Consider the following 23,892-nt stretch of genomic DNA (forward strand, 5'->3'; position numbering starts at 1 on the left):
AGAAAATGCGACGCGGACCCATGTCCGAGGACCCGCAGTTCACCACGGTGAGCATGCCCGACGACTACGCCTACCGGACGGAAACCGCCGTCGTCTACGCGCCGGTGATCCGCGGCGGCGTGACCGTGGGCCATCTCTGGGCCTCGACCACGGAGGCCGCTGCCGGCTTCCTTGCGTTGCCCGCCGCCGGGACCGCCTCCCGCGCGGCAGCCTTCGCCTGGACCGACCGGCTGCGGGAGTCGAAGGCGCAGGGGCTCACCGCGCTGGAGGCGCTGCGGCACTGGACCGGTCAGCCGGACGACCCGAAGGCCGGGCACGTGCCTGCGGACGCCGAGGGGCAGGCTCCGAGCCTGGCCGCGCTGGAAGCGGAAAAGGGCTGAACACGTCCGTGCGGCCGGCGCTTTCGCGTCGGCCGCACGGCTTTCGTGAAGAAGCCGCTCGGCCGGGAGGTCCCGGCCGAGCGGCTTCTTGTGTCTGCTGTCCGCTGGTGGCTTAGTACCAGTGGTTGTTCTGCCAGAAGTTCCAGGCGCCGACCGGGGAGCCGTAGCGCTCGTTCATGTAGTCCAGGCCCCACTTGATCTGGGTGGCGGGGTTGGTCTTCCAGTCCGCGCCGGCGGAGGCCATCTTCGAGCCCGGCAGGGCCTGGACCAGGCCGTAGGCGCCGGAGGAGGCGTTGGTGGCGGTGTAGTCCCAGCCGCTCTCGTGGGAAACGATGTTGTTGAACGCAGCGAACTGGGCCGGGTCCTTGATCATCTGCTGGGCGATCGCCTTGGCGCTCGTCGGGGCGGCCTGCGCCGGAACGGCGGCAAGCATGGAACCGGCGACGCCCAGGGCGAGGACGGAGCCCACGAGGGTCTTCTTGGAAGCGGCGATGCGGCGGATGACGGCGTTGGACACGGATTGACCTTCCGAAGGGGACAAGGGCGGTCGCGGGCATGCCGAAGACATGCGTGAGCCACTCACGCGGAGGAGAGGGGTTCGTCGGCGGGGGTGAAGCACCCCGGCGCCTTGCGACTCATCCAGTTCTACAGACCCCCGGACCCCCTGGCAACGAACCCCCTTACTAACGGGATTCGCAGACGGGGCACACCGGCCCCTCTTGGCCAGGAGCGGCATCCGTGCAGGTGGGAGGCGGCACAACACGGGACATACGGGGCATCGACAGGCCACTATGCCGGTTCGTATGTGACCTGGGTCCTGTGGGGCGGCTCACCGCCGAAGGGCCCGAATGTCACCCTTCGTGTGTGTTCGTACCCCTCTCGGGGGCCGGGTCGAGGCCGGTTTCGTCCCTCGAATCGAAGGACGCACGCGCGTAGAAAGCGGCCTTTCGCGTTGCCCGGCGGAGCGCCTTCAGCAGCGTGGAGCCCAGCGTCAGCGTCAGTACGACCGTCAGGGCCGCCCGGCCCAGGTCCCAGCCCACCGAGGTCGCCAGGCAGTACGCGGCGAAACGCGTGAGGTTCGCCGGCAGGGGGTCCCCGGGGTGGAAGGAGATGCCCTGGCCCATGCCCTGCAGGATCACCCAGCCCTGGAGGTTCATGACCGTGCCGTACGCGAACGAGCCCACGAAGCCGTACGCCGCCAGCATCAGCAGCTCCGCCCGGCCCCTGATCAGCTCCGGCCCGGGCAGCAGCCCCGCGCCCAGCGAGAACCAGCCCATCGCCAGCATCTGGAACGGCATCCACGGCCCGACACCGCCGGTCAGCAGGGCGGACGCGAACATCGTCACCGCACCGAGGACGAAGCCGAAGCCGGGTCCGAGGACGCGGCCGCTGAGCACCATCAGGAAGAACATGGGCTCCAGGCCGGCGGTGCCCGCGCCCAGCGGTCTCAGCGCCGCCCCCACGGCGGCGAGCACCCCGAGCATCGCCACCGCCTTGGCGTCCATGCCGTGGTCGGCGATGGTCGCGACGACCACGGCGACGAGGAGCGGGAGCAGCGCCGCGAAGAGCCAGGGGGCGTCCTGGGAGTGGGCGAGTCCCGACTGCCGGTCGGCGAGGAGGGGCCAGCCGAAGGCGGCGACGCCGATGAGGGTGACGAGAACCAGGGCCGCGGCGGCCCGGGGCCCGACCCGCACGGGCCGGGCGGTGCGCACGGCCCGTGCGGTCCCGGTGCCGCGCGGGGGCAGCAGAGAGCGCCGGCTCACGACAGGGCCTCGGCGACCTGGGGCACGGTGAGCCAGTGGTCCGGCGCGAGGATCTTGGCCACCTGCGGCGCGAAGGCGGGGGAGGAGACCACCACCTCGGCGGTGGGGCCGTCCGCGACGACCTCCCCGCCGGCCAGGACCACCACGCGGTGGGCCAGCTCGGCGGCGAGTTCCACGTCGTGGGTGGCCAGGACGATGGCATGGCCGTCCGCCGCCAGGGCGCGCAGGATCTCCACGAGGCGGGCCTTGGCGGCGTAGTCCAGCCCGCGGGTCGGCTCGTCGAGGAGCAGCAGGGCGGGCCGGCCGGTGAGCACCAGCGCCAGGGCCAGGGCCAGGCGCTGGCCCTCCGACAGGTCACGGGGGTGGGTGTCGTCGGGCACGTCCGGGAGCAGGGCGGAGACCAGATCCCGGCAGGTACCGGGGGCCGCGCCGGCGTCCGAGTCGGCGGCGGCGCACTCGGCGGCCACCGTGTCGGCGTAGAGGAGGTCGCGGGGCTCCTGCGGGACGAGGCCGACGCGGCGGACCATCTCGGCGGGGGCGGTCCGGTGCGGGGTGGCGCCGCCGACGGTGACGGTGCCGGTGGCGGGGGGCACGGTGCCGACCAGGGCTCCGAGGAGGGTGGACTTGCCGGCGCCGTTGCGCCCCATGAGGGCCACCGTCTCGCCCGGGGCCACCTCGAGGCTGATCCCGTGCAGCACCTCGACGCGGCCGCGCCGCACGCCGAGGTTCCGGGCCTCGGCGACCACTCCCGCCGGGGCGGGGGCGGCGGGGGGCGAGGCGGCCGAGGCCTTGCGGAAGCGGGCCAGCAGGCCGGGGCGGGAGCCCTGCGGGCGGCTTCCCCCACCCCGCCCCTTCCCGAAACCGGGCTCCGCCCGGACCCGCGCCTCACACGCCGGCGAGGACGGACGCGCCACGGGCCCTCCGTCGACCTCGGCCGAGCCCCCGGCCAGTCCGGAGCCCTGGGACGTGGTGCTGTTGTCAGAAGCGGACGGGGCCGCATCCGGCCTCGCCGGCGTGTGAGGCGCGGGGTCCGGGGCGGAGCCCTGGGAGACGTCGTGACGGTCGGGAACGGACAGGTGGGGGCTGGGGTGGGGCCCGTGACCCCCGCCGGGAGGCGAGAGGCGGGAGCGCAGGGGGCCGGCCAGGCGGCGGGCGTCGCGGATGGAGAGCGGGAGCGGGGACCACCCCGCGAGGCGGCCCAGGGCGACCACCGGGGGGTGGACCGGCGAGACCGCCATGATCTCGGCCGGGGTGCCGAGCAGCGGTACCGCCCCCGGCCCCGGCAGCAGCAGCACCCGGTCGGCGTACTGCACCACCCGCTCCAGCCGGTGCTCGGCCATCAGCACGGTCGTGCCCAGGTCGTGCACCAGCCGCTGCACCACGGCCAGCACCTCCTCCGCCGCCGCCGGGTCCAGCGCGGACGTCGGCTCGTCCAGCACCAGGACCCGGGGGTGCGGCGTCAGCACCGATCCGATCGCGACCCGCTGCTGCTGACCGCCGGAGAGGGTGGCGATCGGCCGGTCGCGGAGTTCGTTCAGGCCGAGCAGGTCGAGGGTCTCCTCCACGCGCCGCCGCATCACCGCGGGGGCCAGCCCCAGCGACTCCATCCCGTACGCCAGCTCGTCCTCCACCACGTCCGTCACGAAGTGCGCGAGCGGATCCTGCCCGACCGTCCCCACCACGTCCGCGAGCTCCCGCGGCATGTGCGTGCGCGTGTCACGGCCCGCCACCGTCACCCGCCCCCGCAGCGTGCCCCCGGTGAAATGCGGGACCAGCCCGGAGACCGCCCCCAGCAGCGTGGACTTGCCGACCCCGGACGGGCCGACCAGGAGCGTCAGCTCACCCTCCGGGATGACCAGGTCGACGCCCTGGAGCGAGGGACCGGCCGCGCCCTCGTACGTGACGGAAACCTGCTCGAAGCGGATCACTGGGACGCCTCCTTGGGCGGTACGGGTGCCACGAAGGCGGGCAGCAGGCCGATCAGGATCGCGGCCGCCGGCCACAGCGGCAGCGCGGGCGCGACCAGCGGGACCACCCCCGGCCGCAGGCCCTCGGGGTCGACGGTGCCCGCGTATACGAGGAGGGCGGCGACGGCCGCACCCGATGCGGCGACCAGCCACGCGCGGGCGCCCCACCGGTCGGGCCGGTAGCGGGTCCGCACCGACCGGCGGCCGCCGAGCCGCAGCCCGGCCAGGGCCAGGACCAGGCCGATGCCGAGAACGGGCAGCCCGTAGCCGGCGCCCTGCGCGGCGAGCAGCCCGTAGGTGCCCGCGCACATGCCGAGCAAACCGCCGAGGGTGAGGGCGTTGGTGGTGTGCCGCACCGCGGGCGGGACGTGCGCCGTACGCCCGTAGCCGCGCGCGTCCATCGACGCTGCCGTCGCGACCGAACGCTCCAGCGCGCCCTCCAGCACCGGCAGGCCGATCTGGAGGATGGCCTTGATCCCGCCGGTGGGGCGGCCGCGCAGCCGGCGCGCGGTGCGCAGCCGGACGACGTCGGCGACCATGTTCGGCGCGAAGGTCATGGCCACGACCACCGCGACCCCGGCCTCGTACAGGGCGGCCGGGAGCGACTTCAGCAGCCGCGCCGGGTTGGCGAGGGCGTTGGCGGCGCCCACGCAGATGAGGAGGGCGGCCAGCTTGGCCCCGTCGTAGAAGGCGAAGACCAGCTGCTCGGCGGTGACCTTCCCGCCGAACCGGATGCCCTGGGCCCAGGCGGGCAGGGGGAGCTCCGGGAGGGTGAAGAGGGTGTGCGTGCCGGGGAGGGGGGAGCCGAGCAGCGTGGAGAAGAGGAGCCGCAGGCCGATGACGAAGAGGCCGAGCTTGAGGAAGGCCCCGTAGGAACGCGCCCAGGGGGCGGCGGTGCGGCGGGCCGCGACCACGTATCCGGCGACGCCGACGACGAGGCCGAGGAGGAGCGGGTTGGTGGTCCGCGAGGCGGCGGTGGCGAGACCGAGGGCCCACAGCCACCAGGCACCGGCGTGCAGGGCGGTGGCCCGGCGCGCCTCGGGGGCCTGCCAGGGCCTGTTCCTTTTGTACGTCGGCCCCTGCGGGGCGCCTGACGCCGCGGGCCCGCTCCGGCCCGGCGGGGTCGCGTCGCCGGGTGCGGCTCCGGTGGGGACGCGCCCGGCCTGCGGCCGCACGGGGTACCCCGTGCGGGGAGCAGCCCTCCGGCGGGTGGCCCCCGTGAGTGCCCGGCCGCCGCCGGCGGCCGTCGCGCCGTGCTCGGCCGCACCGGACCCGGTGGCTCCGGTCGTCGGGTCCGGCGTGTCGGCCGGGGGCGTCATCGGCTGCGGCGGCGGGACTGCCAGACGGCGGCCGCGGCCAGGGCGGCCACCGCCGCGAGGCCCGCGAGCAGACCCGCCGACGGGCCGTCGTCCTGCACCGGGGGCTTCGGCTGCGGGGTGCCCGCCTCGGCGGGGCCGTCGGCCAGTGGCTCGCCGCAGCCCTGCCGGGGGTAGCCCGAGATCGCGCACAGCAGCGCCGCGCCGTTGTACCGCAGGGGCTTGGCGACCTCCGCCAGCGCCTCGGCCGCCGTGGCCTCCGCGGGCAGCTGCGCACAGGCCGTCCGCGGCTCCGCCTGCGGCGGGGCCTCGCCCGCCGGGGCGTCCGCCGGGACTCCGAAATCGATGACGACCGCCACCCGCTTGCGGCCCTCCACCGGCGCGGTGGCCCCGCACACGGCCCCGAAGTCGGCCGCGGCCCGCGGCTGCGCGGCCTGGTCCCCGGCGTCCTTGCTCACGGCGAAGCGGAACCCCTGCACGGAGCCGTCCGCCGGACGGGCCATCGACGGGCCCGTGGTGGCGTACGCCCATCCGCCGCCGGAGCCGTCCCAGAAGGACCAGTAGCGGTAGCTCGACGCCATCGCCGGGGTGGCGGCCAGGAGGGTCAGGACGATGCCGAACACAGCGGCCCACGCGGGCAGGCGGCGCATCAGAGCTGGTTCTTCTTCCGGCGGCCGCTCAGCAGGATGCCGATGCCCACACCGGCCGCGGCGCCCGCGCCGATCATCCACCAGACGTTCTGGTTGCCGGAGCCCTTGCCGGCGTCGCCGTCCACCTCGGTCGCGCTCGTGTCCGCGCCCTGCGGGGCCGGGCCGGTCGCGTTCAGCTGCGAGACGAGGTCGGCGCCGCCGAAGGACTTCGGGTCGGTGCCGGTCGCGTGCGCGGCCAGGATCAGCGTGCCGAGGGCCGCCGGGCTGCCCTTGGCCCACTCGGCGGAGTTGCCCTTGAGCCACTCCAGCGCGCCCGCCGCGGACTGCTTGTGGCCGGCGGCGGCCAGGGCGATCACCGCGTCGGCGGTGTTGCCGGTGTCCGGGGTCGGCAGGACTTGGCCCGGGGTCACGGCCGTCAGGTGACCGTCCTTCTTGAGCGCCTCGGCCAGGTAGCCGGCCGCGCCCTGGGCGGCGGACGCCGGGTCGGTGGCTCCGCCCGGGCAGGGCAGCGGCGCGGCAGGGGTGTCCGTGCCGGACGGGACGACGGCCGAGCCCTTTCCGAGGCCGGCCAGCACCGCGGCGGCCGTAGCGTCGCCGTTGGCGAGCAGCTTGCCGTCGACCGGCTGGTACGCGAAGGCGCCCCGGTCGGACGCCGGCTCGGCGGCGCAGCCCAGCTGGAAGGGGAGCAGGCCCTCGTACGCCGACTTGCCGGCCTTCGACCTGACCTCGGCCGGCTTCTCGCCGGCCACCGCGAGCGCGCTGATCACCAGGGAGGTGGAGTTGGCCTCGCTGGGGGAGCCGGGGACGAAGGCCCAGCCGCCGTCCTCGTTCTGGACGGACTTCAGCCAGTCCACGCCCTTCTTGACCGCCTCGTCCTTGCCGCCGAGGGCCTTGAGAGCCTGCACGGCCGCGGCGGTGGCGTTCGTGTCGAACATCGTCGTCGCCCCGCACGCCGCGCCCGCGTCCGCCCGGAAGGAGGCGAAGCCGCCGTTCGCGCACTGCTGGCCCACGAGCCAGTCGACGGCCTGCGGGGCGGGCTTGACGCCGACGGTGTGCTGGGCGAGCAGCGCGAAGGACTGCCGCCACACTCCGTCGTACGTCGGGTCGTTCTTGCCGTAGAGCCCGGAGGGGATCACCGGCGGCGCGGAGGGGGAGGCGGGCGGCGCGGTGTCGGCGAGGGCTGCGGGGGCCACGCCCACGCAGAGCACGGCGGAGGCGGCGAGCGCGGCGGCGCTGCGGCGGACGTTCATGGGGGCGGGTGCCTCTCCTGCTGGGGAGCGGGAGGCAGGCACGCGGGGGTACCGGGCTCCGGCTCCGTTTACCTCGACGGTGCCGGCCGCCGGGGGACCCGGCGGCGCGAGCCGCGCACGTCGGTACGGGGCATTCCGGCTCCCCGCCCGGGCGGCGCCGCGGAGGCGCCGGGGGTGGGTCACGGTTGCGGGTCAGCGCCGGAATCGCACCGGCTTCCCCCCGTACGAGAGTGTGGACGACGGGCTCACTCTACCGGCCCGTAGCCCGACCGGCCGGTGGCGCCGGCCGGTGGCGCCCCTTACCGCCCGGTGCTCACAGGGCGCGGTACGCCACCGGGTCGCTGCCCGGGACCGGCTCCGCGCGGCCCTGTTTCACCAGCCGCCGCAGGTGGGCCTCGGCCTCCGAGACGGCGATGTTGCGGGAGCCGTACGGGATCTGCTCCCAGGGCCGGTTCCATTCCATCCGCTCCGCCAGCCCCCACGGGGTGAGCGGCTCGGCCAGCAGCGCCCACAGCCCGGTCAGCCGCTCCTCGTGGTGGTGCAGCAGCTCCCGTACGCGGGCGGGTGCGTCGGTGAAGGCGTGCTGGTGGGCGGGGAGCACCTCGGCGGGCCGGAGGCGGCCGATGCGTTCGAGGGAGTCGATGTAGTCCCCGAGGGGGTCGGTGACGCGGGTGTCCTCCGGGTCCTCGTACAGGCCGATGTGGGGGGAGATCCCGGGCAGGAGGTGGTCGCCGGAGAAGAGCCGGCCGTTGCCGGGGAGGTTGGCGGGGTGGTCTTCCTCCAGGTGCAGGCAGACGTGGCCGGGGGTGTGGCCGGGGGTCCAGATCGCCCGCAGCCGGCGCCCGGCGAGCGGCAGCAGCTCGGCGGGCACGATCTCCCGGTCGGGGACGGCGGCCCGCAGCCCGGGCAGGGTCCGCATGCGGCCGCTCGCGCGGGCGGCGCGCAGCGGGGCGATGTGTTCCTCGGGGGCTCCGGCCGCTGCGAGCTTCTCGCTCATGTAGTCGAACCAGACACCGGGCTCGGCGGAGCGGGTCCGTACGACCACCTCGGTGTCGGCGGCGTGCATGGCGATCCACGCACCCGAGGCCTCCCGCACCTGCCCGGACAGGCCGTGGTGGTCGGGGTGGTGGTGGGTGATGACCACGCCGTGGACATCGGCGACGGCGGTGCCGAGCGCGGCGAGGCCGGCGACGAGGGCGTCCCACGAGGCGGGGTCGTCCCAGCCGGTGTCGACGAGGACCGGGCCGCGGTCGGTGTCGAGGACGTGGACGAGGGTGTGCCCGAGCGGGTTGTCGGGGATGGGGACCTTGATGGCCCAGACCCCGCCGCCGTGATCGGTCACCTGTGACGTGTCCTCTTGCATGAGGGCCCCCTGCTGCCGGACTGAAGGAACAAGAACTCGTTCCACTCCTGAAGTGGTAGCCCAAGTCGACCATTTCCAACGGCTCCTGACTAGTCGTTGGATCTCCGGGCTGTTCCGTCCTGCCCGTGGACTCCTCCAACTAGAACTGGTATCAGTTCTGGAACGCCAAGCCGCAGGAGGCATCAGCCATGACCGAGCTCGTGGAACACGGACAACTGTTCATCGGCGGGGAATGGACGGATCCGCAGGGCACCGACACGATCCAGGTCGTCTCCCCCCACACCGAGCAGGTCATCGGCTCCGTCCCGCACGCCGCGAAGGCGGACGTCGACCGGGCCGTCGAGGCCGCGCGCAAGGCCTTCGACCAGGGGCCCTGGCCCCGGATGTCCCTCGACGAGCGGATCGCGGTCGTCACCCGCATCAAGGACGCCATAGCCGTCCGGCACGAGGAGATCGCCCGCTCGATCAGCTCCCAGAACGGATCCCCGTACTCCTGGAGCGTCCTCGCCCAGGCGCTGGGCCCGATGATGGTCTACGACGCCGCGATCACCGTCGCCCGCGCCTACCCGTACGAGGAATACCGCCAGGGCGTGCTCGGCCCGATCCTGGTGCGCCGCGAGCCGGTGGGCGTCGTCGCGGCCGTCATCCCGTGGAACGTCCCGCAGTTCGTGGCGGCGGCCAAGCTGGCACCGGCGCTGCTCAGCGGCTCCACGGTCATCCTCAAGCCGTCCCCCGAGTCCCCGCTGGACTCCTACATCCTCGCCGACATCGCGCGCGGGGCCGGGCTGCCGGAGGGCGTGCTGTCGATCCTGCCCGCCGACCGCGAGGTCAGCGAGTACCTGGTCGGCCACCCCGGCGTGGACAAGGTCGCCTTCACCGGCTCGGTCGCGGCCGGCAAGCGCGTGATGGAGGTCGCGGCCCGCAACCTCACCCGGGTCACCCTCGAACTCGGCGGCAAGTCCGCAGCCGTCATCCTCCCGGACGCCGACCTGGAGACCACGATCGCCGGGATCGTCCCGGCCGCCTGGATGAACAACGGACAGGCCTGCGTGGCCCAGACCCGCGTCCTCGCCCCGCGCGGCCGCTACGCCGAGATCGCCGAGGCCCTCGCCGCGGCGGCGAGCTCCCTCGTCGTCGGCGACCCCCTCGACCCGGCGACCCAGCTCGGCCCGCTCGTGGCCCGGCGCCAGCAGCAGCGCTCCCTGGACTACATCCGCATCGGCCAGGAGGAGGGCGCGAAGGTCCTGGCGGGCGGCGGCCGCCCGGCGGGCCTCGAACAGGGCTGGTACGTCGAGCCCACCCTCTTCGGCGACGTCGACAACTCCATGCGCATCGCCCGCGAGGAGATCTTCGGCCCGGTCGTCTGCCTGATCCCGTACGGGGACGAGGCGGAGGCCGCCCGCATCGCGAACGACTCCGACTTCGGCCTCAGCGGCAGCGTGTGGACCGGCGACGTGTCCCACGGCATCGACTTCGCCCGGCAGATCCGGACGGGCACGTTCAACGTGAACACCTTCAGCCTGGACATGCTCGGCCCGTTCGGCGGCTACAAGAGCAGCGGCGTGGGCCGCGAGTTCGGCCCGGAAGGCCTGTCCGAATACCTTGAGCACAAGATGATCCACCTCCCCGCGGGCTACGAGGCGGGTGCCTGATGGGAGACCGCTGGCAGGTCGAGGTGGACCGGGGCGTCTGCATCGGCTCGGGCATGTGCGTGAACCACGCCCCGGACGGCTTCACCCTCGACGCGGCCCGCCAGTCCCACCCCCGCACCCCGCAGACGGACGCGAACGAGCCGATCCTCACGGCAGCCGAAGGCTGCCCGGTCGAAGCCATCCTGATCACCCTGGCAACAACGGGCGAACCGGTTTTTCCCCCGGAGGACTAGGGGGGGCGGCGCCTGCCCAGGGGGCCAGCTCGACCTGGGTTGGGCTTCTGGTTGGGCGGGGCCTTCGCCCCCCTCTCACCCCCCTGCCGGTCGGCGGCTGCCCACCCGCCGCGGGCGGGGGTGGGGGCGGGGCGGGCCGATATGCGGGCGGGGGCTGCGGGGCGGAAGCGTGCCGGGCGGCACCGTGACGTGAAGCGGTACGCGATGGGCGGCAGCCGACTTACCCGGAAGTGGTGAGGGTTTGGGGGTTTCCCGTCAGTCCCATCGTCTCTCCGGTTCGGGCCGGTCCCTCAAGGGCGCTCCCTTCGGTCGCGTCGCTTCGCGATGGCCTGCGGCCACCCTTGACCGACCGGCCCGAACCGGAAAGCCGAAAGACTGCCGGGAAGCCCCCAAAAGAACGATCACCGGTTCAGTGACATGACCAAGGGCCCGCCAGGGATGCTCGAGCCCGCTCCCCCAATCCGGCCAAGGCCCACCACGAGGGCTGGGCGGCGCCGATCCCCGGGCCAAGAGCCTCCGCCCGGGCCGGGAAGCAGGCATGTTCGGGGCCGGTGGCAGCCGAAGCGTCACCAGACAGCGGTCAGACGGGCATCGGGGCAGGTCAGGCGGGTGGTACGCGTCAGATCGCTACGCGCTTCTCGCGGGTTGGCGTCCGGCGTCCGTCTGGGGCTGGACATAAGCCGCCCAAGATCGCTACAAGCGTCCCCGAGACCGCGACAGCGGATAGTTTGTCCCCATTTGGCGGCCGATTGGGCGGCGTGAAGCGTCTTGGCGGAGTGAGAGGTTGAGAAATCCGGTCTCACACTCCGTCTGGCCCCTCTTCTCCGGCGAAATGACCCACAGACAGCCGACATGGGGTCCCATGTGTGTCGTTGGCGGCTTTCGACCGGCCGCAGACGCCGGGCGTGGGCACTTCTGGCCGCTGCCAATGGCCGCAGACGCCGCCCATGGGCATTTCTGGCACCGTTGGGCGCGCCGCCTACTGCCTGCTGACGCTCCCAAGGGGTCCGACTTCTGTCGTAGGCGTTGTTGTCGGCTGTCAATCGGCCGCAGGCGCCGGCCAGGAGCGTGGGTGATGTCGTGGGCGCCGCCCAGTTTCCGCGACGCCCCAGGGGGCCCATTCGTGTCGCTGCGTGTTGCTCACTTCCCGCAGGCGCCCGCCGGCCGGACTTCTTCTCCAGGTAGGCGCGCCCGTTGGCCCGCAGGCGCCCGTCCACCGTGCGTTTACTCGCCGTGGGCGGCTTATGAGCAGCCCACGGCGGGCTGATCGCCGCCGGATCACTCAGCCGTGTAGCGATTTCTGGCGGCTTATGAGCAGCCCAAGACGGCATGATCGCCGCCAGGTCACCTCAGCTGTGTAGCGATTTGTGGCGGCTTATTCCCAGCCCCAGACGGCCGCCGGACGCCAAGCCGCGAGGAGCGCGTAGCGATTTGACGCGCTGGTGGGCCCGGAGGGGCTTCTCGCCGCCGTTTGGTGCAGGTAGAGCCGCCCCCGGCCCGGAGCGTGAGGGAACGGGCCCGGGCGGAGGCTGTCTGCCTTCGCCCCTGGCGCTGCCCGGCTTTCGTGGTGGGCCTTGGCCGGATTGGGGGAGCGGGCTCGAGCATCCCTGGCGGGCCCTTGGTCATGTCACTGAACCGGTGATCGTTCTTTTGGGGGCTTCCCGGCAGTCTTTCGGCTTTCCGGTTCGGGTCGGTCGGTCAAGGGTGGCCGTAGGCCATCGCGAAGCGACGCGACCGAAGGGAGCGCCCTTGAGGGACCGGCCCGAACCGGAGAGACGATGGGACTGACGGGAAACCCCCAAACCCTCACCGCTCCCGGGTAAGTCGGCTTCCGCCCATCGTGTGCCGCTTCACTTCACGGTGCCGCCTGGCATGCTTCCGGCCCTCGCGTGCCGCTTCGCTTCCCCGTCCCGCCCTGCAGGCTCCCGGCCCTCCAGCCCCCGCCGTACCTGTCATCCCGCCCCGCCCCCACCCCCGCCCGCGGTGGGTGGGAAGCCGCCGACCGGCAGGGGGGTGAGAGGGGGGCGGAGGCCCCGGCCCCGCACCCCCCACCGCCCGATTCAGGCCTTTTCCCGTCCCGGTGCCGTCAGGTCGATCAGGCGACACACCGTTTCGATGTCGATCTTGACCTGGGCAATCGACGCGCGGCCCGAGAGCCACGTGATCAGTGCCGAGTGCCAGGTGTGCTCGATGACCCGGACCGCCGAGAGCTGTTCCGCCGTCGGCGGGGCCTCCAGGCCCATCGCGTCCAGGATGATCGCCGTGGTCAGCCGGGAGACCGTGTCCACCTCCGGGCTCACGCTGCGGTCCGCGAACGTCAGCGCCCGGACCATCGCATCCGCCAGGTGCGGCTCCCGCTGGAGGGCCCGGAAGGCCCGCATCAGGGTCTCCGCCACCCGCGCCGCGGGGTCGTCGCCGGCTGGTGGGCGCTTGCGGAGCGTGGTGTGCATGTGCTGGAGCTGGTCCTGCATGGTGGCCACCAGCAGGTGCACCTTGGACGGGAAGTACCGGTACAGCGTGCCGAGGGCGACGCCGGCGGCCTCCGCCACCTCGCGCATCTGGACGGCGTCGAAGCCGCCCCGGCTGGCCAGCTGGGCGCTGGCGTGCAGGATCCGGCGCCGACGCGCCTCCTGGCGTTCCGTCAGGGGAGGGGACGCCGGCGTGGTGACCGTACTGACGGCTTTCGCTTCCGCTGTCATGTGTCCCGTTCCATGGCGTTCCGTGTCGTTGCGGGGGCGTGCAAGGGGCGTGCGGCGGGGCTGGTTCCGGGTCGGCCCGGCAACAGCATCGCAGGCGCCGCATCCGTGGCGCGAATCACCTGCTCCGCCTCTTACGGTGTGGTTTCCGGCCGGTAGATTCAATGCTCTTCGACGGATCAAGTCTGAAACTTGTTCTACATTATCCGAGCGGTTACGCTCCGGCGAAAGTGCAGGGAGATGGGGGCCGAGAGTGACGGCTGAGGCCATGGTGGAGAGCCCTTTCGCAGGCTCGGCCACTGACGGCGACCGCCCGCTGCGTATCGCACTCCTCACCTATAAGGGGAACCCGTTCTGTGGCGGCCAGGGCGTCTACGTCCGCCACCTCTCGCGCGAGCTCGTCCGCCTCGGGCACTCCGTCGAGGTCATCGGCGCGCAGCCCTACCCGGTCCTCGACACCGGCGCGTCGCTCACCGAGCTCCCGAGCCTCGACCTCTACCGCCAGCCCGACCCCTTCCGCACCCCCAAGCGCGAGGAGTACCGGGACTGGATCGACGCCCTCGAGGTCGCCACCATGTGGACCGGCGGCTTCCCCGAGCCGCTGACCTTCTCGCTGCGCGCCCGCCGGCACCTCGCCGCCCGCGTCGGCGAGTTCGACGTCATCCACGACAACCAGACCCTCGGCTACGGGCTCCTCGGCGACCTCGGCGCCCCCCTGGTCACCACCATCCACCACCCCATCACCGTCGACCGCAAACTCGACCTCGCCGCCGCGAAGGACCGCATGAAGCGGGCCTCCGTACGCCGCTGGTACGCCTTCACCCGCATGCAGGGCCGCGTCGCCCGCCGGCTCCCCTCCGTCCTCACCGTCTCCGGCACCTCCAAGCAGGAGATCGCCCAGCACCTCGGGGTCCAGGCCGGCCGCATCCACGTCGTCCACATCGGCGCCGACACGGACCTGTGGTCGCCCGACCCGTCCGTCGCCGAGGTCCCGGGCCGGATCGTCACCACCTCCAGCGCCGACGTCCCGCTCAAGGGACTCGTGCACCTTGTCGAGGCCCTCGCCAAGCTGCGCACCGAACAGCCCGAGGCGCACCTCGTGGTCGTCGGCAAGCGCGCCGAGGAGGGGCCGGTCGCCCGCGCCATCGCCTCGTACGGCCTCCAGGACGCCGTGCGCTTCGTCAAGGGCATCACCGACGCCGAACTCGTCGACCTCGTGCGCAGCGCGCAGGTCGCCTGCGTGCCCTCCCTCTACGAGGGCTTCTCGCTCCCCGCCGCCGAAGCGATGGCCACCGGCACCCCGCTCGTCGCCACCACGGGCGGCGCGATCCCCGAGGTCTCCGGACCCGACGGCGAGACCTGCCTCGCGGTGCCCCCCGGCGACGCGGGCGCACTGGCGGGGGCGCTCGGCCGGATGCTCGGCGACCCGGAGCTGCGGGCCCGCCTCGGCGCCGCCGGCCGCGAACGGGTCCTGGCCCGCTTCACCTGGGCCAAGGCCGCCGAGGCCACCGCAGCGCACTACCGCGCCGCCATCGCACAGGCAGCCACCCGGACCCGCCGCGCGCGGTGACCTCCCCCCGCCCGCGCCACGAACCACCCACCCACGCCACGAACCCCCCACCCCAGCTCATGTGCACCCCCGAACACCCCCGCGACCGCGAAGGCAGGACCCCGTGCTGACCGTCGATTTCTCTCGGTTCCCGCTCGCCGCAGGCGACCGCGTACTCGATCTGGGCTGCGGCGCAGGCCGGCACGCCTTCGAGTGCTACCGGCGAGGCGCCCAGGTGGTCGCCGTCGACCGCAACGGCGAGGAGATCCGCGAGGTCGCCAAGTGGTTCGCGGCCATGAAGGAGGCCGGTGAGGCCCCGGCCGGCGCCACCGCCACCGCCATGGAGGGCGACGCGCTCGCCCTGCCCTTCCCCGACGAGTCCTTCGACGTCGTCATCATCTCCGAGGTGATGGAGCACATCCCCGACGACAAGGGCGTCCTCGCCGAGATGGTCCGCGTCCTCAAGCCGGGCGGCCGGATCGCCATCACCGTGCCGCGCTACGGCCCGGAGAAGATCTGCTGGGCGCTGAGCGACGCGTACCACGAGGTCGAGGGCGGACACATCCGCATCTACAAGGCGGACGAGCTGCTCGGCAAGATGGAGGCCGCCGGCCTCAAGCCGTACGGCACGCACCACGCGCACGGGCTGCACTCCCCGTACTGGTGGCTCAAGTGCGCCTTCGGCGTCGACAACGACAAGGCGCTGCCCGTCCGGGCGTACCACAAGCTTCTGGTCTGGGACATCATGAAGAAGCCCGCGCTCACCCGCCTCGCCGAGCAGGCCCTCAACCCGGTCATAGGCAAGAGCTTCGTGGCCTACGCGACCAAGCCCCACCTCCCCGTCGACGCGGCCGCAGCCGGCTCCGCAGGCGCCGCGGGCTCCGCCCAGTGAGCTCGCCGGAGCGCACCGCACCCGAACACCTTGTCCTCAACGGGGTGCTGACCGCCGAACAGGCCGCCGAGACGGTCGCCGGGATCCTGGCCGCGCAGCGGGCCGACGGGGCCATACCGTGGTTCCGCGGCCACCACCTCGATCCGTGGGACCACACCGAGGCCGCGATGGCGCTGGACGCGGCCGGGGAGCACGCGGCCGCCGCGAAGGCGTACGAGTGGCTCGCGGCCCACCAGAACAAGGACGGCTCCTGGTACGCGGCCTACGCCGACCGCGCGGACGGGGTGGACACCGCCGCGCCGCAGGACGCGGGGCGGGAGACCAACTTCACCGCGTACGTCGCCGTCGGGGTCTGGCACCACTACCTGGCGACCGGCGACGACACCTTCCTGGACCGCATGTGGCCGGTGGTGTACGCGGCCGTGGAGTTCGTGCTGGGCCTGCAGCAGCCGGGCGGGGAGATCGGCTGGAAGCGGGAGGCGGACGGCACGCCCGTCACGGACGCCCTGCTGACGGGCTCCTCCTCCATCCACCAGGCCCTGCGCTGCGCGCTGGCGATCGCCGAGCACCGGGAGGAGCCGCAGCCCGACTGGGAGCTCGCGGCCGGCGCCCTGGGCCATGCGATACGCCGCCACCCCGAGCGGTTCCTGGACAAGTCCCGGTACTCGATGGACTGGTACTACCCGGTCCTCGGCGGGGCCCTGACCGGCCCCGAGGCCAAGGCGCGCATCGAGGAGCGCTGGGACGAGTTCGTGGTCCCGGACCTGGGCGTGCGCTGCGTCCTGCCGAACCCGTGGGTGACCGGAGGCGAGTCCTGCGAGCTGGCGCTCGCCCTGTGGGCGACGGGGGAGTCGGACCGGGCGCTGGAGATCCTGCGCTCGATCACGCACCTGCGCGCCGACAACGGCATGTACTGGACCGGGTACGTGTTCGACGACGCGGCGGTCTGGCCCGTCGAGCAGACCACGTGGACCGCCGGATCCCTGCTGCTCGCGGTCGCGGCGCTCGGCGGCGACGAGGCCACCACCGAGGTGTTCGGCGGGACCTCGCTCCCGGCCGGGCTGGAGCCCGACTGCTGCGGCTGAGCCGTACGACCGCATGAGCGCATGAAGGGGCCCTCCTCCACCGCACGGTGAGGGAGGGCCCTTTTGCACTGTTCAGACGGGGGCAGGGGGCGGGGGCAGGGGCGTCGGTCAGCGGCGGTACAGCCAGCCCGCGACGGCGTGTCCGACCAGGACGTAGACCACCGCGGCCAGGCCGTAGCCGACCACGACCTGCACCCATTCGCGGCTGAAGGTGAACAGGTCGTAGGACCAGCCGGCCAGCCAGGAGGCGGTGTCGTGGATGAACTCCACCAGCTCGTTGCCCCGGTTGGCGTCCAGCAGGTACAGCAGGATCCACAGGACGATGACGAAGGCGAGCACGTCCGCCACCAGTGCGACGGCCCGGCCTGCCTGGATGCTTCCGCTTCCTCGGGCGTGTACTCGGGTGTGTGTGCGCATGTCACGCGTCTTGCCGCGCGGGCGCGGCGCAAACCCGAACGGGTCCCCCCGGTGGCGGGGCCACCGGCCCGGTACGAGGCTGCTGGGGACGCCCAGCCCCCCCCGGAGGAAACCGTGTCCGTACCCACGACCGTCCGAATCCGCCGCGCCCTCACGGCGGTGGTGTTGTCCACCGCGCTGCTGGCCGGCGCCACCGCATGCGGCAGCGGTGGCGGCGACGGCCGGCGGGAGGAGCTCTCCGCCGCCTCGATGGGCGAGCTGGCTGCCCTCGCGGCCGCCGAGCCGGCCGCCGACGAAGCCGACGAGCTGGCCGCGACACCCTCTCCCAGCACCTCCGCCGAGCGGCAGAAGTTCGCCAAGACGCGCTTCGTCGCCAACGCGGGGCTCGCGGCGGGGGCGACGTACCAGTGGATCGTCAAGCCGTACCGTGACGGCAAGTTCAAGAAGGGCGCGAAGGGCCGTACGTTCGCGCTCATCAAGGCCGGTCTCGCCGGCGCCTTCGCCTACAACCGGCTGAAGGCGGCCGCCGAGAACGCCAAGGGCGACCCGCTCCTGTCGAAGGCGATGGGCCCGCTGACCGCGGGCATCGAGTCCCTCAAGGGCCTCGGCAGCAAGCTCCGCAAGGGCGAGGCCGGCGATGCCGACATCAACTCCTTCGACAGCGTCATCAACGGCGTCAAGGACGCGGGCAAGAGCGCGGGCGCCGAGGTGACCGACAAGGTCCCCAGCGTCTCCCAGCTGGGCGGCTAGCGCCGGTTCGCCGGTGCGCCAAGAGCCGGACAGGGCCTGAAGCGGCTTGGTTGAACGGGGCGTGGCGGACTGGATGTCTCCGCGCCCTGTCGACCGGTCATCCCGCTAACTGTTGAGCTCCGCCAGGACGCGCAGGGTGTGCGGGTCCGGGGCCGTGAGGAGGAGGTCGGTGACCGGGCCCTTGCGCCACAGTTCCAGGCGTTCCGCGATCCGCGCGCGCGGCCCGATCAGCGAGATCTCGTCGGCGAACGCGTCCGGGACGGCCAGGACCGCCTCCTCCTTGCGGCCGGCGAGGAAGAGTTCCTGGATGCGCCGGGCCTCCTCCTCGTAGCCCATCCGCGCCATCAGGTCGGCATGGAAGTTCCGGGCCGCGTGCCCCATGCCGCCGATGTAGAAGCCGAGCATCGCCTTGACCGGCAGGAGCCCTTCCGCGACGTCGTCGCAGACCTTGGCCCGGGCCATCGGCGCGATCATGAACCCTTCGGGGAGCTCGGCCAGCGAGGCCTTGTACACGTCCGTGCGGGTCGGCGACCAGTAGAGGGGGAGCCAGCCGTCCGCGATGCGGGTGGTCTGGGCGATGTTCCTGGGCCCCTCCGCGCCGAGCAGCACCGGCAGGTCCGCGCGGAGCGGGTGGGTGATCGGTTTCAGCGGTTTGCCGATGCCGGTGCCGTCCGCGCCCCCGTACGGGTGCTGGTGGAAGCGGCCGTCGAGGGCGACGGGGGCCTCCCGGCGCAGCACTTGGCGGATGACCTCGACGTACTCGCGGGTCGCCGTGAGGGGGCTGGCGGGGAACGGGCGCCCGTACCAGCCCTCCACCACCTGCGGGCCGGACAGGCCCAGGCCCAGCATCATCCGGCCGCCGGAGAGGTGGTCCAGGGTGAGGGCGTGCATGGCGGTCGCGGTGGGGGTGCGGGCGGCCATCTGCGCGATGGCGGTGCCGAGACGGATCCGGGAGGTGTGCGCGGCGATCCAGGTCAGCGGGGTGAAGGCGTCCGAGCCCCAGGCCTCGGCGGTCCACACCGAGGCGTAGCCGAGGTCCTCGGCCTCGGTGGCGAGGCCGAGGTGGTCCGGGTTGGGGCCGCGGCCCCAGTAGCCGAGTGCGAGTCCCAGGCGCATGGACGGTCCCCTCCGCGATGCCGTTCCTGACGGTGCGTCAGGTGACTGTAGAGCAACGGCCCCCCGCCGGGAAGGGCGGGGGGCCGTTGATGTGGGGCGCGGCTGATGCGCGATCAGCCGCGCTGGATGCCCGAGGTGTCGTTCAGGACGCCGCGGCGCCCGTCCTGGGTCTGGGCGACCAGGGCGGACGGGCCGCGCTGCTCGACGGCCAGGTACCAGGTGCCCGGCGCGAGTTCGGCGATCTGGCTGGGGGAGCCGTCCTCGGCGAAGAGGGGGCGGGCCACCGGGACCGCGAACCAGAACGGGGAGAAGTCCGAAGCCGGGGCGGGCGCCCCGCCGTCCTGCGGACCCGGAGCCGGGGTCGGGGTCGGCGTGCCGCCGTAGGGCGGGGCCGGCTGCGGGGTGCCGCCGTAGGGCTGCGGCTGCTGCCCGCCCGGGTACCCGTATCCGGCGCCCGGCTGGGGCTGGGCCCCGTACGGCGGAACGGCGGCGGGCTTCGGCTCCGGCACCAGCTGGCCGGCCAGCGCCGGGACCTTCTCACCGGCGACGGCCACACCGGCCAGGGCCAGCGTCGCGAGGAAGGCGAGGACGGAACCCGCACCGGGGCCGAGGACCGACGGGCAGGTGATCAGCGACCACAGCGAGGCCCAGGCGGCCGAGACGGCGAGCACGCTGCCCCACGCGGTGAGCGGCAGCCCCAGGACCTTGCGCCCCTCAGGCTGGACGCGGGCGAAGACGAGCAGCCCGGCGGCGGCGAAACCGACCAGGAAGATGGTGGGGAGCGCCAGGTTGTCGCCGTTCCACACGTTCGGCAGGTCGGCGCCGTCGGCGGAGTAGAAATCGAGGAACGAGGCGATGAACAGCAGCGCCGCTGCTCCGATCACCACGCCGTCGCCTCGAGTGAGGGAGCGGATGTTCACGTCTTAGGTGTCCTTCTCGGTCTCGGTCGTCTCGTGGTGCCGCGGTCGCAGAGCATGCCTGCAGCGGGGCGGGCGGCACCATGGTACGGAGGTCTCCGGCGGCCGAGAGGATCGGGGCGTCGGGCGGTCCCACCGGGAGTCCCGGCGGGACTCCCGCTTGGACTACCCGCCGAGGAAGCCGACGATGCCGTCCGCGATGCCCTGGGCCGCCTTCTGCCTCCACTCCGGACTCGTCAGCTGCGCCGCGTCCTTGGCGTCACGCATGTTGCCGCATTCGATGAAGACCTTGGGCCGAGTTGACAGGTTCAGTCCGCCGAGGTCGTCGCGGATGACCAATCCGGTACCGCTGCCGAGGTAGTTGGCGGGGGACGAACCGGTGGTCCGGGCGAAGTTCCCGGCGATCCGCTCCCCGAGCCGCCGGGAGGGTCCGACGATGGCCGCGGTGTCGGCGGCGCCCTCCTTGACCTCGGCGGGGAGGATGATGTGGAAGCCGCGGTTGCCCGCGGAGACGCCGTCGGCGTGGACGGAGACGACGGCGTCGGCCTTCGCCTCGTTGCCGATACGGGCGCGCTCGTCGATGCACGGGCCCCAGGCGCGGTCGGCGGCCTCGTGGGTGAGGACCACCTTCAGGCCCTTCGCCTCCAGGAGGGCCCGTGCGCGCACGGACACGTCCATGGTGAACTCCGCCTCCATGTAGCCGGAGTTCGTGGTGGTGCCGGTGGTGTCGCACTCCTTGCGGTTCGTGCCGATGTCCACCTGCCGCTCGATCTCGTCGGTGTGGTCGAAGTTGCCCGTGTTGTGGCCGGGGTCGATGACGACGGTCCGACCGGTGAGCGGGCCCTTGGCGGGGGCCGCGTCGGGCGTGGGCGTGGCGGGGGCGGACGCGGGGGCGGCCGGGGCGGCGCTCGCGGCGGCCGCCGGCTTCGCGTCGCGGCCGTCCGGTCCCGCCCCGGTCAGCACCTGGGTGAGGACCCAGCCGGCCAGGGCGGTCGGCGCCAGCGCGGCGACCGCGATGACGAGGGTGGAGCGGCGCGTGAACCAGGGCCGGTGGTCCGGTCCGGCCGACGCGGCGGCTTCGGGACGTGGGGGGCTGTCGTCGTTGCGCACGCCGCGATGCTAGACCGAGGGCCCCCGGAGGGTACGGACCGTGGGCCATCCGGGGGCGTGGTGTGCTTATCGGATATACGTCGGGGTTGTTGCCTTCACTGCGGGCCGCTGCCGGGGCTCCGCCCCGGATCCCGCGCCTCAAACGCCGGCGGGGCTGGATGTCGGCCGTCTGGGAGCCCGCGTGCGGGTACTACGGACGGCCGTCGGACGTGCGGCGCAGCACCCGCAGGGAGTCGGTCACCGAGACCTCCTCGAAGGCGCCGGAGGCCAGCGCCCGCAGGTAGATCCGGTACGGGGCCTGGCCGCCGTCGGCCGGATCCGGGAACACGTCGTGGATGACGAGGGTCCCGCCGGGGGCGATGTGCGGGGCCCAGCCCTCGTAGTCGCCGGTGGCATGCTCGTCGGTGTGGCCGCCGTCGATGAAGACCAGGCCGAGCGGGCCGCCCCAGGCGGCGGCGACCTGCGGGGAGCGCCCCACGATCGCGATCACGTGGTCCTCGAGGCCGGCCCGGTGCAGGGTGCGGCGGAAGGTGGGCAGCGTGTCCATCAGGCCGATCTCGGGGTCCACGACGGTCGGGTCGTGATACTCCCAGCCCGGCTGCTGCTCCTCGCTGCCCCGGTGGTGGTCGACGGTGACGGCCGCCACCCCGGCCTCGCGGGCGGCGTCGGCGAGCAGGATCGTGGAGCGGCCGCAGTACGTCCCGACCTCCAGCAGCGGCAGCCCGAGCGCGGCCGCGGCCGCCGCCGCCTCGTAGAGGGCGAGGCCCTCCCGTACGGGCATGAACCCCTTGGCGGCCTCGAATGCGGCGAGGGTCTCCGGCTTGGGCGTGGCGGCCATGGTGTCTCCGGCGGTGGAACGGGGGTGTGGGCGGGCCCCATGCTGCCCTACCGCCCGGTAGGGGTCCAGGGTGGGTTCCGCCCGCCCGTCCGTCCGCCTTCGCCGTCGGCCCCTCCGCATTCACGGCCCTCGTGGCGGCCCGCTCGGTATGATCCGTCCCCGTACCGGGGGAGGGGACGGGGGGCGTATGGAAGACGTGGGGCCGTCGGGACCCAAGCGCGTGGGGCCGTTCGACGTGCTCGGCGTGCTGGGGCAGGGCGGTATGGGGCGGGTGCTGCTGGCCGCGGGGCCGGACGGGCGGCTCGTCGCCGTCAAACAGGTACTCGCGCACTTCGCCGACGACGAGGGCTTCCGGGCCCGGTTCCGGCGTGAGGTCGCGGCCTCCCGCAAGGTGTCCGGCGCCTACACGGCGGCGGTGATCGACGCCGACGCGGACGCGGCCACGCCCTGGCTGGCCTCGGTGTTCGTGGCGGGGCCGTCCATGGGCGCCGTCGTCGAGGCGGTCGGGGTGCTGCCGGAGGACGTCGTACGGCGTCTCGCGGCCGGGCTGGCGTCGGCCCTGGCGGAGATCCACCGGGCCGGCCTCGTCCACCGGGACCTCAAGCCCGCCAACGTGCTGCTCGCCGAGGACGGCGTACGGGTCATCGACCTCGGGATCGCCCGGGCTACGGAGGGGGAAGCGGACGGGGACACCGGGCTGACGCGGACCGGTTTCGTCGTCGGCTCGCCGGCGTACATGTCGCCCGAGCAGGCCGAAGGCAAGCCGCTGACGCCCGCCAGCGACGTGTTCTCCCTCGGATCGGTGCTGGCCATGGCGATGACCGGTCGCAGCCCGTTCGCCGGATCCTCCACCCTGCGGACCCTCTACGACGTGGTGCACGCCGAGCCCGATCTGAGCGGGGTCCCGGCGGGGCTGCGGGAGGTCGTCGCGAGCTGCCTGGCCAAGGACCCGGCCGCCCGGCCGACTCCGGCGCGGTTGCGCGAACTGATCGGGCCGGTGGCGCCGACGGGGCGGCAGTGGCCGCCCGCTGTTTACGCGATGATCGCGGCGCAGCGCGGGGACATCGACCGGCTGCTGGACGGGCGGGCCGAGCCGGAGGCGCGAGCCGTCCCGCAGGACGCCCCGGCGGCGCCGCTGCCGGCGGCCGACCCCCGGCTCCTGCTGGGGGGACCCCCGGCGCCTCGAACGCCGGCGGAGCCGGAGTCGTCCCCGGTGACGCCTCGAACGCCGGCGGAGCCGGAGTCACTCCCGGCGGGGCCGGTCTTTCCCCCGGCCGGGCCGGATGCGCCCGGCTCCCGCCCCGGGGCCACCGCGCCGGCGGCGCCGGAACGCAGCCCGTGGCGCGGTTCGCGCCGGATCGGTGCCCTCGCGGTGGCCGGACTCCTCGTCGCGGCCGGTACCGGGGGCGCACTGTACGTACGGGACCGGGACCGGGACCGGGGCGTGGCTCCCGTCGCCTACACGGCCGTACCGAGCTGTCAGGTGGCGCACAAGGAACTGCCGCTGGAGGGGCAGCAGTCGACCCTCGACACCTGGTCCGAGACGGCCGAGGGAGTGCGCTCGGGCTGCAACTGGGCCGGGCGCCCGACCGCCGAGGCGCCGGCGGCACTGGTCCAGTGGGAACTCAGCCTCGGCGGGGACGCGGCGGCCAACGCGGCCACCCGGCAGGACCGTTTCCACCTGGAAGCGGCCGGTCAGCGCGAGGCGCGCAACCTCACCTTCGGCACCGAGGCCTACTGGGGATACCTCCCGGTCGGCACCGACTGGACCTGTGTCCTCGCCGTCCGCGACGGCAATCTCTCGGTCTGGGTGGGCCTCCGGGCGAAGCCCTACGCCAAGGGGGCCTGCGAGACGAAGGCGAAGGAGGTGGCCCGTGCCGCGCTGAAGGCCGCCACGCGCTGAGCGGGCCTGAGCGGGCCTGCGCGGGTCTGGCGGGGCAGCAGCCGT

Annotated in this window: 21 protein-coding genes and 1 riboswitch; of the genes, 8 read left to right on the forward strand and 13 right to left on the reverse strand. The window is 73.6% G+C overall.

What is annotated here, in order from left to right:
- Positions 1 to 5 precede the first annotated feature (5 nt).
- Positions 6 to 380 (forward strand): hypothetical protein, encoded by a 375-nt coding sequence (locus tag ACIP5M_RS22420; RefSeq protein ID WP_401199644.1) that lies wholly within the window; start codon positions 6 to 8, stop codon positions 378 to 380.
- A 112-nt stretch (positions 381 to 492) separates the two neighbouring features.
- Here ACIP5M_RS22420 and ACIP5M_RS22425 read toward each other — a convergent pair whose 3' ends face one another.
- From ACIP5M_RS22425 to ACIP5M_RS22455, 7 genes are all read right to left on the reverse strand, one after another.
- On the reverse strand, positions 493 to 948 hold the full coding sequence (locus ACIP5M_RS22425; protein ID WP_401194178.1) for a transglycosylase SLT domain-containing protein: 456 nt from the start codon (positions 946 to 948) through the stop codon (positions 493 to 495).
- A gap of 283 nt (positions 949 to 1,231) precedes the next feature.
- A complete protein-coding gene (locus tag ACIP5M_RS22430) occupies positions 1,232 to 2,143 on the reverse strand; it encodes an ECF transporter S component (protein WP_401199646.1) in 912 nt (303 codons plus the stop codon).
- Positions 2,140 to 4,071, reverse strand: a complete 1,932-nt coding sequence (locus ACIP5M_RS22435; RefSeq protein WP_401199648.1) for an ABC transporter ATP-binding protein — start codon at positions 4,069 to 4,071, stop codon at positions 2,140 to 2,142. Before ACIP5M_RS22435 ends, ACIP5M_RS22430 begins: the two co-directional genes overlap by 4 nt.
- Positions 4,068 to 5,285 carry an energy-coupling factor transporter transmembrane component T gene (locus tag ACIP5M_RS22440; RefSeq protein WP_401199650.1) on the reverse strand — a complete coding sequence of 406 codons (1,218 nt, stop codon included), beginning with the start codon at positions 5,283 to 5,285 and terminating at the stop codon, positions 4,068 to 4,070. Before ACIP5M_RS22440 ends, ACIP5M_RS22435 begins: the two co-directional genes overlap by 4 nt.
- Before the next feature lie 140 nt (positions 5,286 to 5,425).
- The gene (locus tag ACIP5M_RS22445; RefSeq protein WP_401199652.1) at positions 5,426 to 6,076 is read right to left on the reverse strand and encodes an SCO2322 family protein; all 651 of its coding nucleotides are present in this window, start codon (positions 6,074 to 6,076) and stop codon (positions 5,426 to 5,428) included.
- Complete coding sequence (locus ACIP5M_RS22450; protein ID WP_401199654.1) at positions 6,076 to 7,326, reverse strand: prenyltransferase/squalene oxidase repeat-containing protein; 1,251 nt, start codon at positions 7,324 to 7,326, stop codon at positions 6,076 to 6,078. Before ACIP5M_RS22450 ends, ACIP5M_RS22445 begins: the two co-directional genes overlap by 1 nt.
- Positions 7,327 to 7,455: 129 nt before the next feature.
- Positions 7,456 to 7,545: riboswitch (cobalamin riboswitch) on the reverse strand.
- 94 nt (positions 7,546 to 7,639) lie between these two features.
- Complete coding sequence (locus tag ACIP5M_RS22455) at positions 7,640 to 8,689, reverse strand: MBL fold metallo-hydrolase (protein ID WP_401199656.1); 1,050 nt, start codon at positions 8,687 to 8,689, stop codon at positions 7,640 to 7,642.
- A gap of 188 nt (positions 8,690 to 8,877) precedes the next feature.
- Between ACIP5M_RS22455 and ACIP5M_RS22460 the strand changes: the two genes are divergently transcribed.
- The gene (locus ACIP5M_RS22460) at positions 8,878 to 10,341 is read left to right on the forward strand and encodes an aldehyde dehydrogenase (RefSeq protein ID WP_401199658.1); all 1,464 of its coding nucleotides are present in this window, start codon (positions 8,878 to 8,880) and stop codon (positions 10,339 to 10,341) included.
- A complete protein-coding gene (locus ACIP5M_RS22465) occupies positions 10,341 to 10,574 on the forward strand; it encodes a ferredoxin (RefSeq protein ID WP_401199659.1) in 234 nt (77 codons plus the stop codon). The genes ACIP5M_RS22460 and ACIP5M_RS22465 overlap by 1 nt, the downstream gene beginning before the upstream one ends.
- 2,060 nt (positions 10,575 to 12,634) lie before the next feature.
- On the opposite strand, the gene ACIP5M_RS22470 is transcribed toward ACIP5M_RS22465, so the two are convergent.
- Complete coding sequence (locus ACIP5M_RS22470; RefSeq protein WP_401199661.1) at positions 12,635 to 13,273, reverse strand: TetR family transcriptional regulator; 639 nt, start codon at positions 13,271 to 13,273, stop codon at positions 12,635 to 12,637.
- A gap of 250 nt (positions 13,274 to 13,523) precedes the next feature.
- Between ACIP5M_RS22470 and ACIP5M_RS22475 the strand changes: the two genes are divergently transcribed.
- From ACIP5M_RS22475 to ACIP5M_RS22485, 3 genes are all read left to right on the forward strand, one after another.
- Positions 13,524 to 14,840, forward strand: coding sequence for a glycosyltransferase family 4 protein (locus ACIP5M_RS22475; protein ID WP_401199663.1), 1,317 nt, complete (start codon positions 13,524 to 13,526; stop codon positions 14,838 to 14,840).
- Between the two features lie 103 nt (positions 14,841 to 14,943).
- A complete protein-coding gene (locus ACIP5M_RS22480; protein WP_401199664.1) occupies positions 14,944 to 15,711 on the forward strand; it encodes a class I SAM-dependent methyltransferase in 768 nt (255 codons plus the stop codon).
- Entirely contained in the window at positions 15,708 to 16,796 is a 1,089-nt protein-coding gene (locus ACIP5M_RS22485) for a prenyltransferase (RefSeq protein ID WP_401199666.1), read from the forward strand. The genes ACIP5M_RS22480 and ACIP5M_RS22485 overlap by 4 nt, the downstream gene beginning before the upstream one ends.
- Positions 16,797 to 16,904: 108 nt before the next feature.
- Here ACIP5M_RS22485 and ACIP5M_RS22490 read toward each other — a convergent pair whose 3' ends face one another.
- On the reverse strand, positions 16,905 to 17,213 hold the full coding sequence (locus tag ACIP5M_RS22490; protein WP_401199668.1) for a hypothetical protein: 309 nt from the start codon (positions 17,211 to 17,213) through the stop codon (positions 16,905 to 16,907).
- A gap of 114 nt (positions 17,214 to 17,327) precedes the next feature.
- Between ACIP5M_RS22490 and ACIP5M_RS22495 the strand changes: the two genes are divergently transcribed.
- Complete coding sequence (locus tag ACIP5M_RS22495) at positions 17,328 to 17,963, forward strand: hypothetical protein (protein WP_401199670.1); 636 nt, start codon at positions 17,328 to 17,330, stop codon at positions 17,961 to 17,963.
- Positions 17,964 to 18,068: 105 nt separating this feature from the next.
- On the opposite strand, the gene ACIP5M_RS22500 is transcribed toward ACIP5M_RS22495, so the two are convergent.
- From ACIP5M_RS22500 to ACIP5M_RS22515, 4 genes are all read right to left on the reverse strand, one after another.
- On the reverse strand, positions 18,069 to 19,079 hold the full coding sequence (locus ACIP5M_RS22500; RefSeq protein ID WP_401199672.1) for an LLM class F420-dependent oxidoreductase: 1,011 nt from the start codon (positions 19,077 to 19,079) through the stop codon (positions 18,069 to 18,071).
- A gap of 113 nt (positions 19,080 to 19,192) precedes the next feature.
- Positions 19,193 to 19,999, reverse strand: coding sequence for a hypothetical protein (locus ACIP5M_RS22505; RefSeq protein WP_401199674.1), 807 nt, complete (start codon positions 19,997 to 19,999; stop codon positions 19,193 to 19,195).
- Between the two features lie 162 nt (positions 20,000 to 20,161).
- Positions 20,162 to 21,106: an N-acetylmuramoyl-L-alanine amidase gene (locus ACIP5M_RS22510; RefSeq protein WP_401199675.1), complete on the reverse strand. Its 945-nt coding sequence runs from the start codon at positions 21,104 to 21,106 to the stop codon at positions 20,162 to 20,164.
- A gap of 190 nt (positions 21,107 to 21,296) precedes the next feature.
- Positions 21,297 to 21,944, reverse strand: a complete 648-nt coding sequence (locus ACIP5M_RS22515) for a class I SAM-dependent methyltransferase (RefSeq protein WP_401199677.1) — start codon at positions 21,942 to 21,944, stop codon at positions 21,297 to 21,299.
- Between the two features lie 187 nt (positions 21,945 to 22,131).
- Between ACIP5M_RS22515 and ACIP5M_RS22520 the strand changes: the two genes are divergently transcribed.
- Positions 22,132 to 23,847: a protein kinase gene (locus ACIP5M_RS22520; protein WP_401199679.1), complete on the forward strand. Its 1,716-nt coding sequence runs from the start codon at positions 22,132 to 22,134 to the stop codon at positions 23,845 to 23,847.
- Positions 23,848 to 23,892: the final 45 nt, after the last annotated feature.

It is taken from the genome of Streptomyces sp. NPDC088762 (assembly GCF_044750905.1).
In the GTDB taxonomy this organism is placed as follows: domain Bacteria; phylum Actinomycetota; class Actinomycetes; order Streptomycetales; family Streptomycetaceae; genus Streptomyces.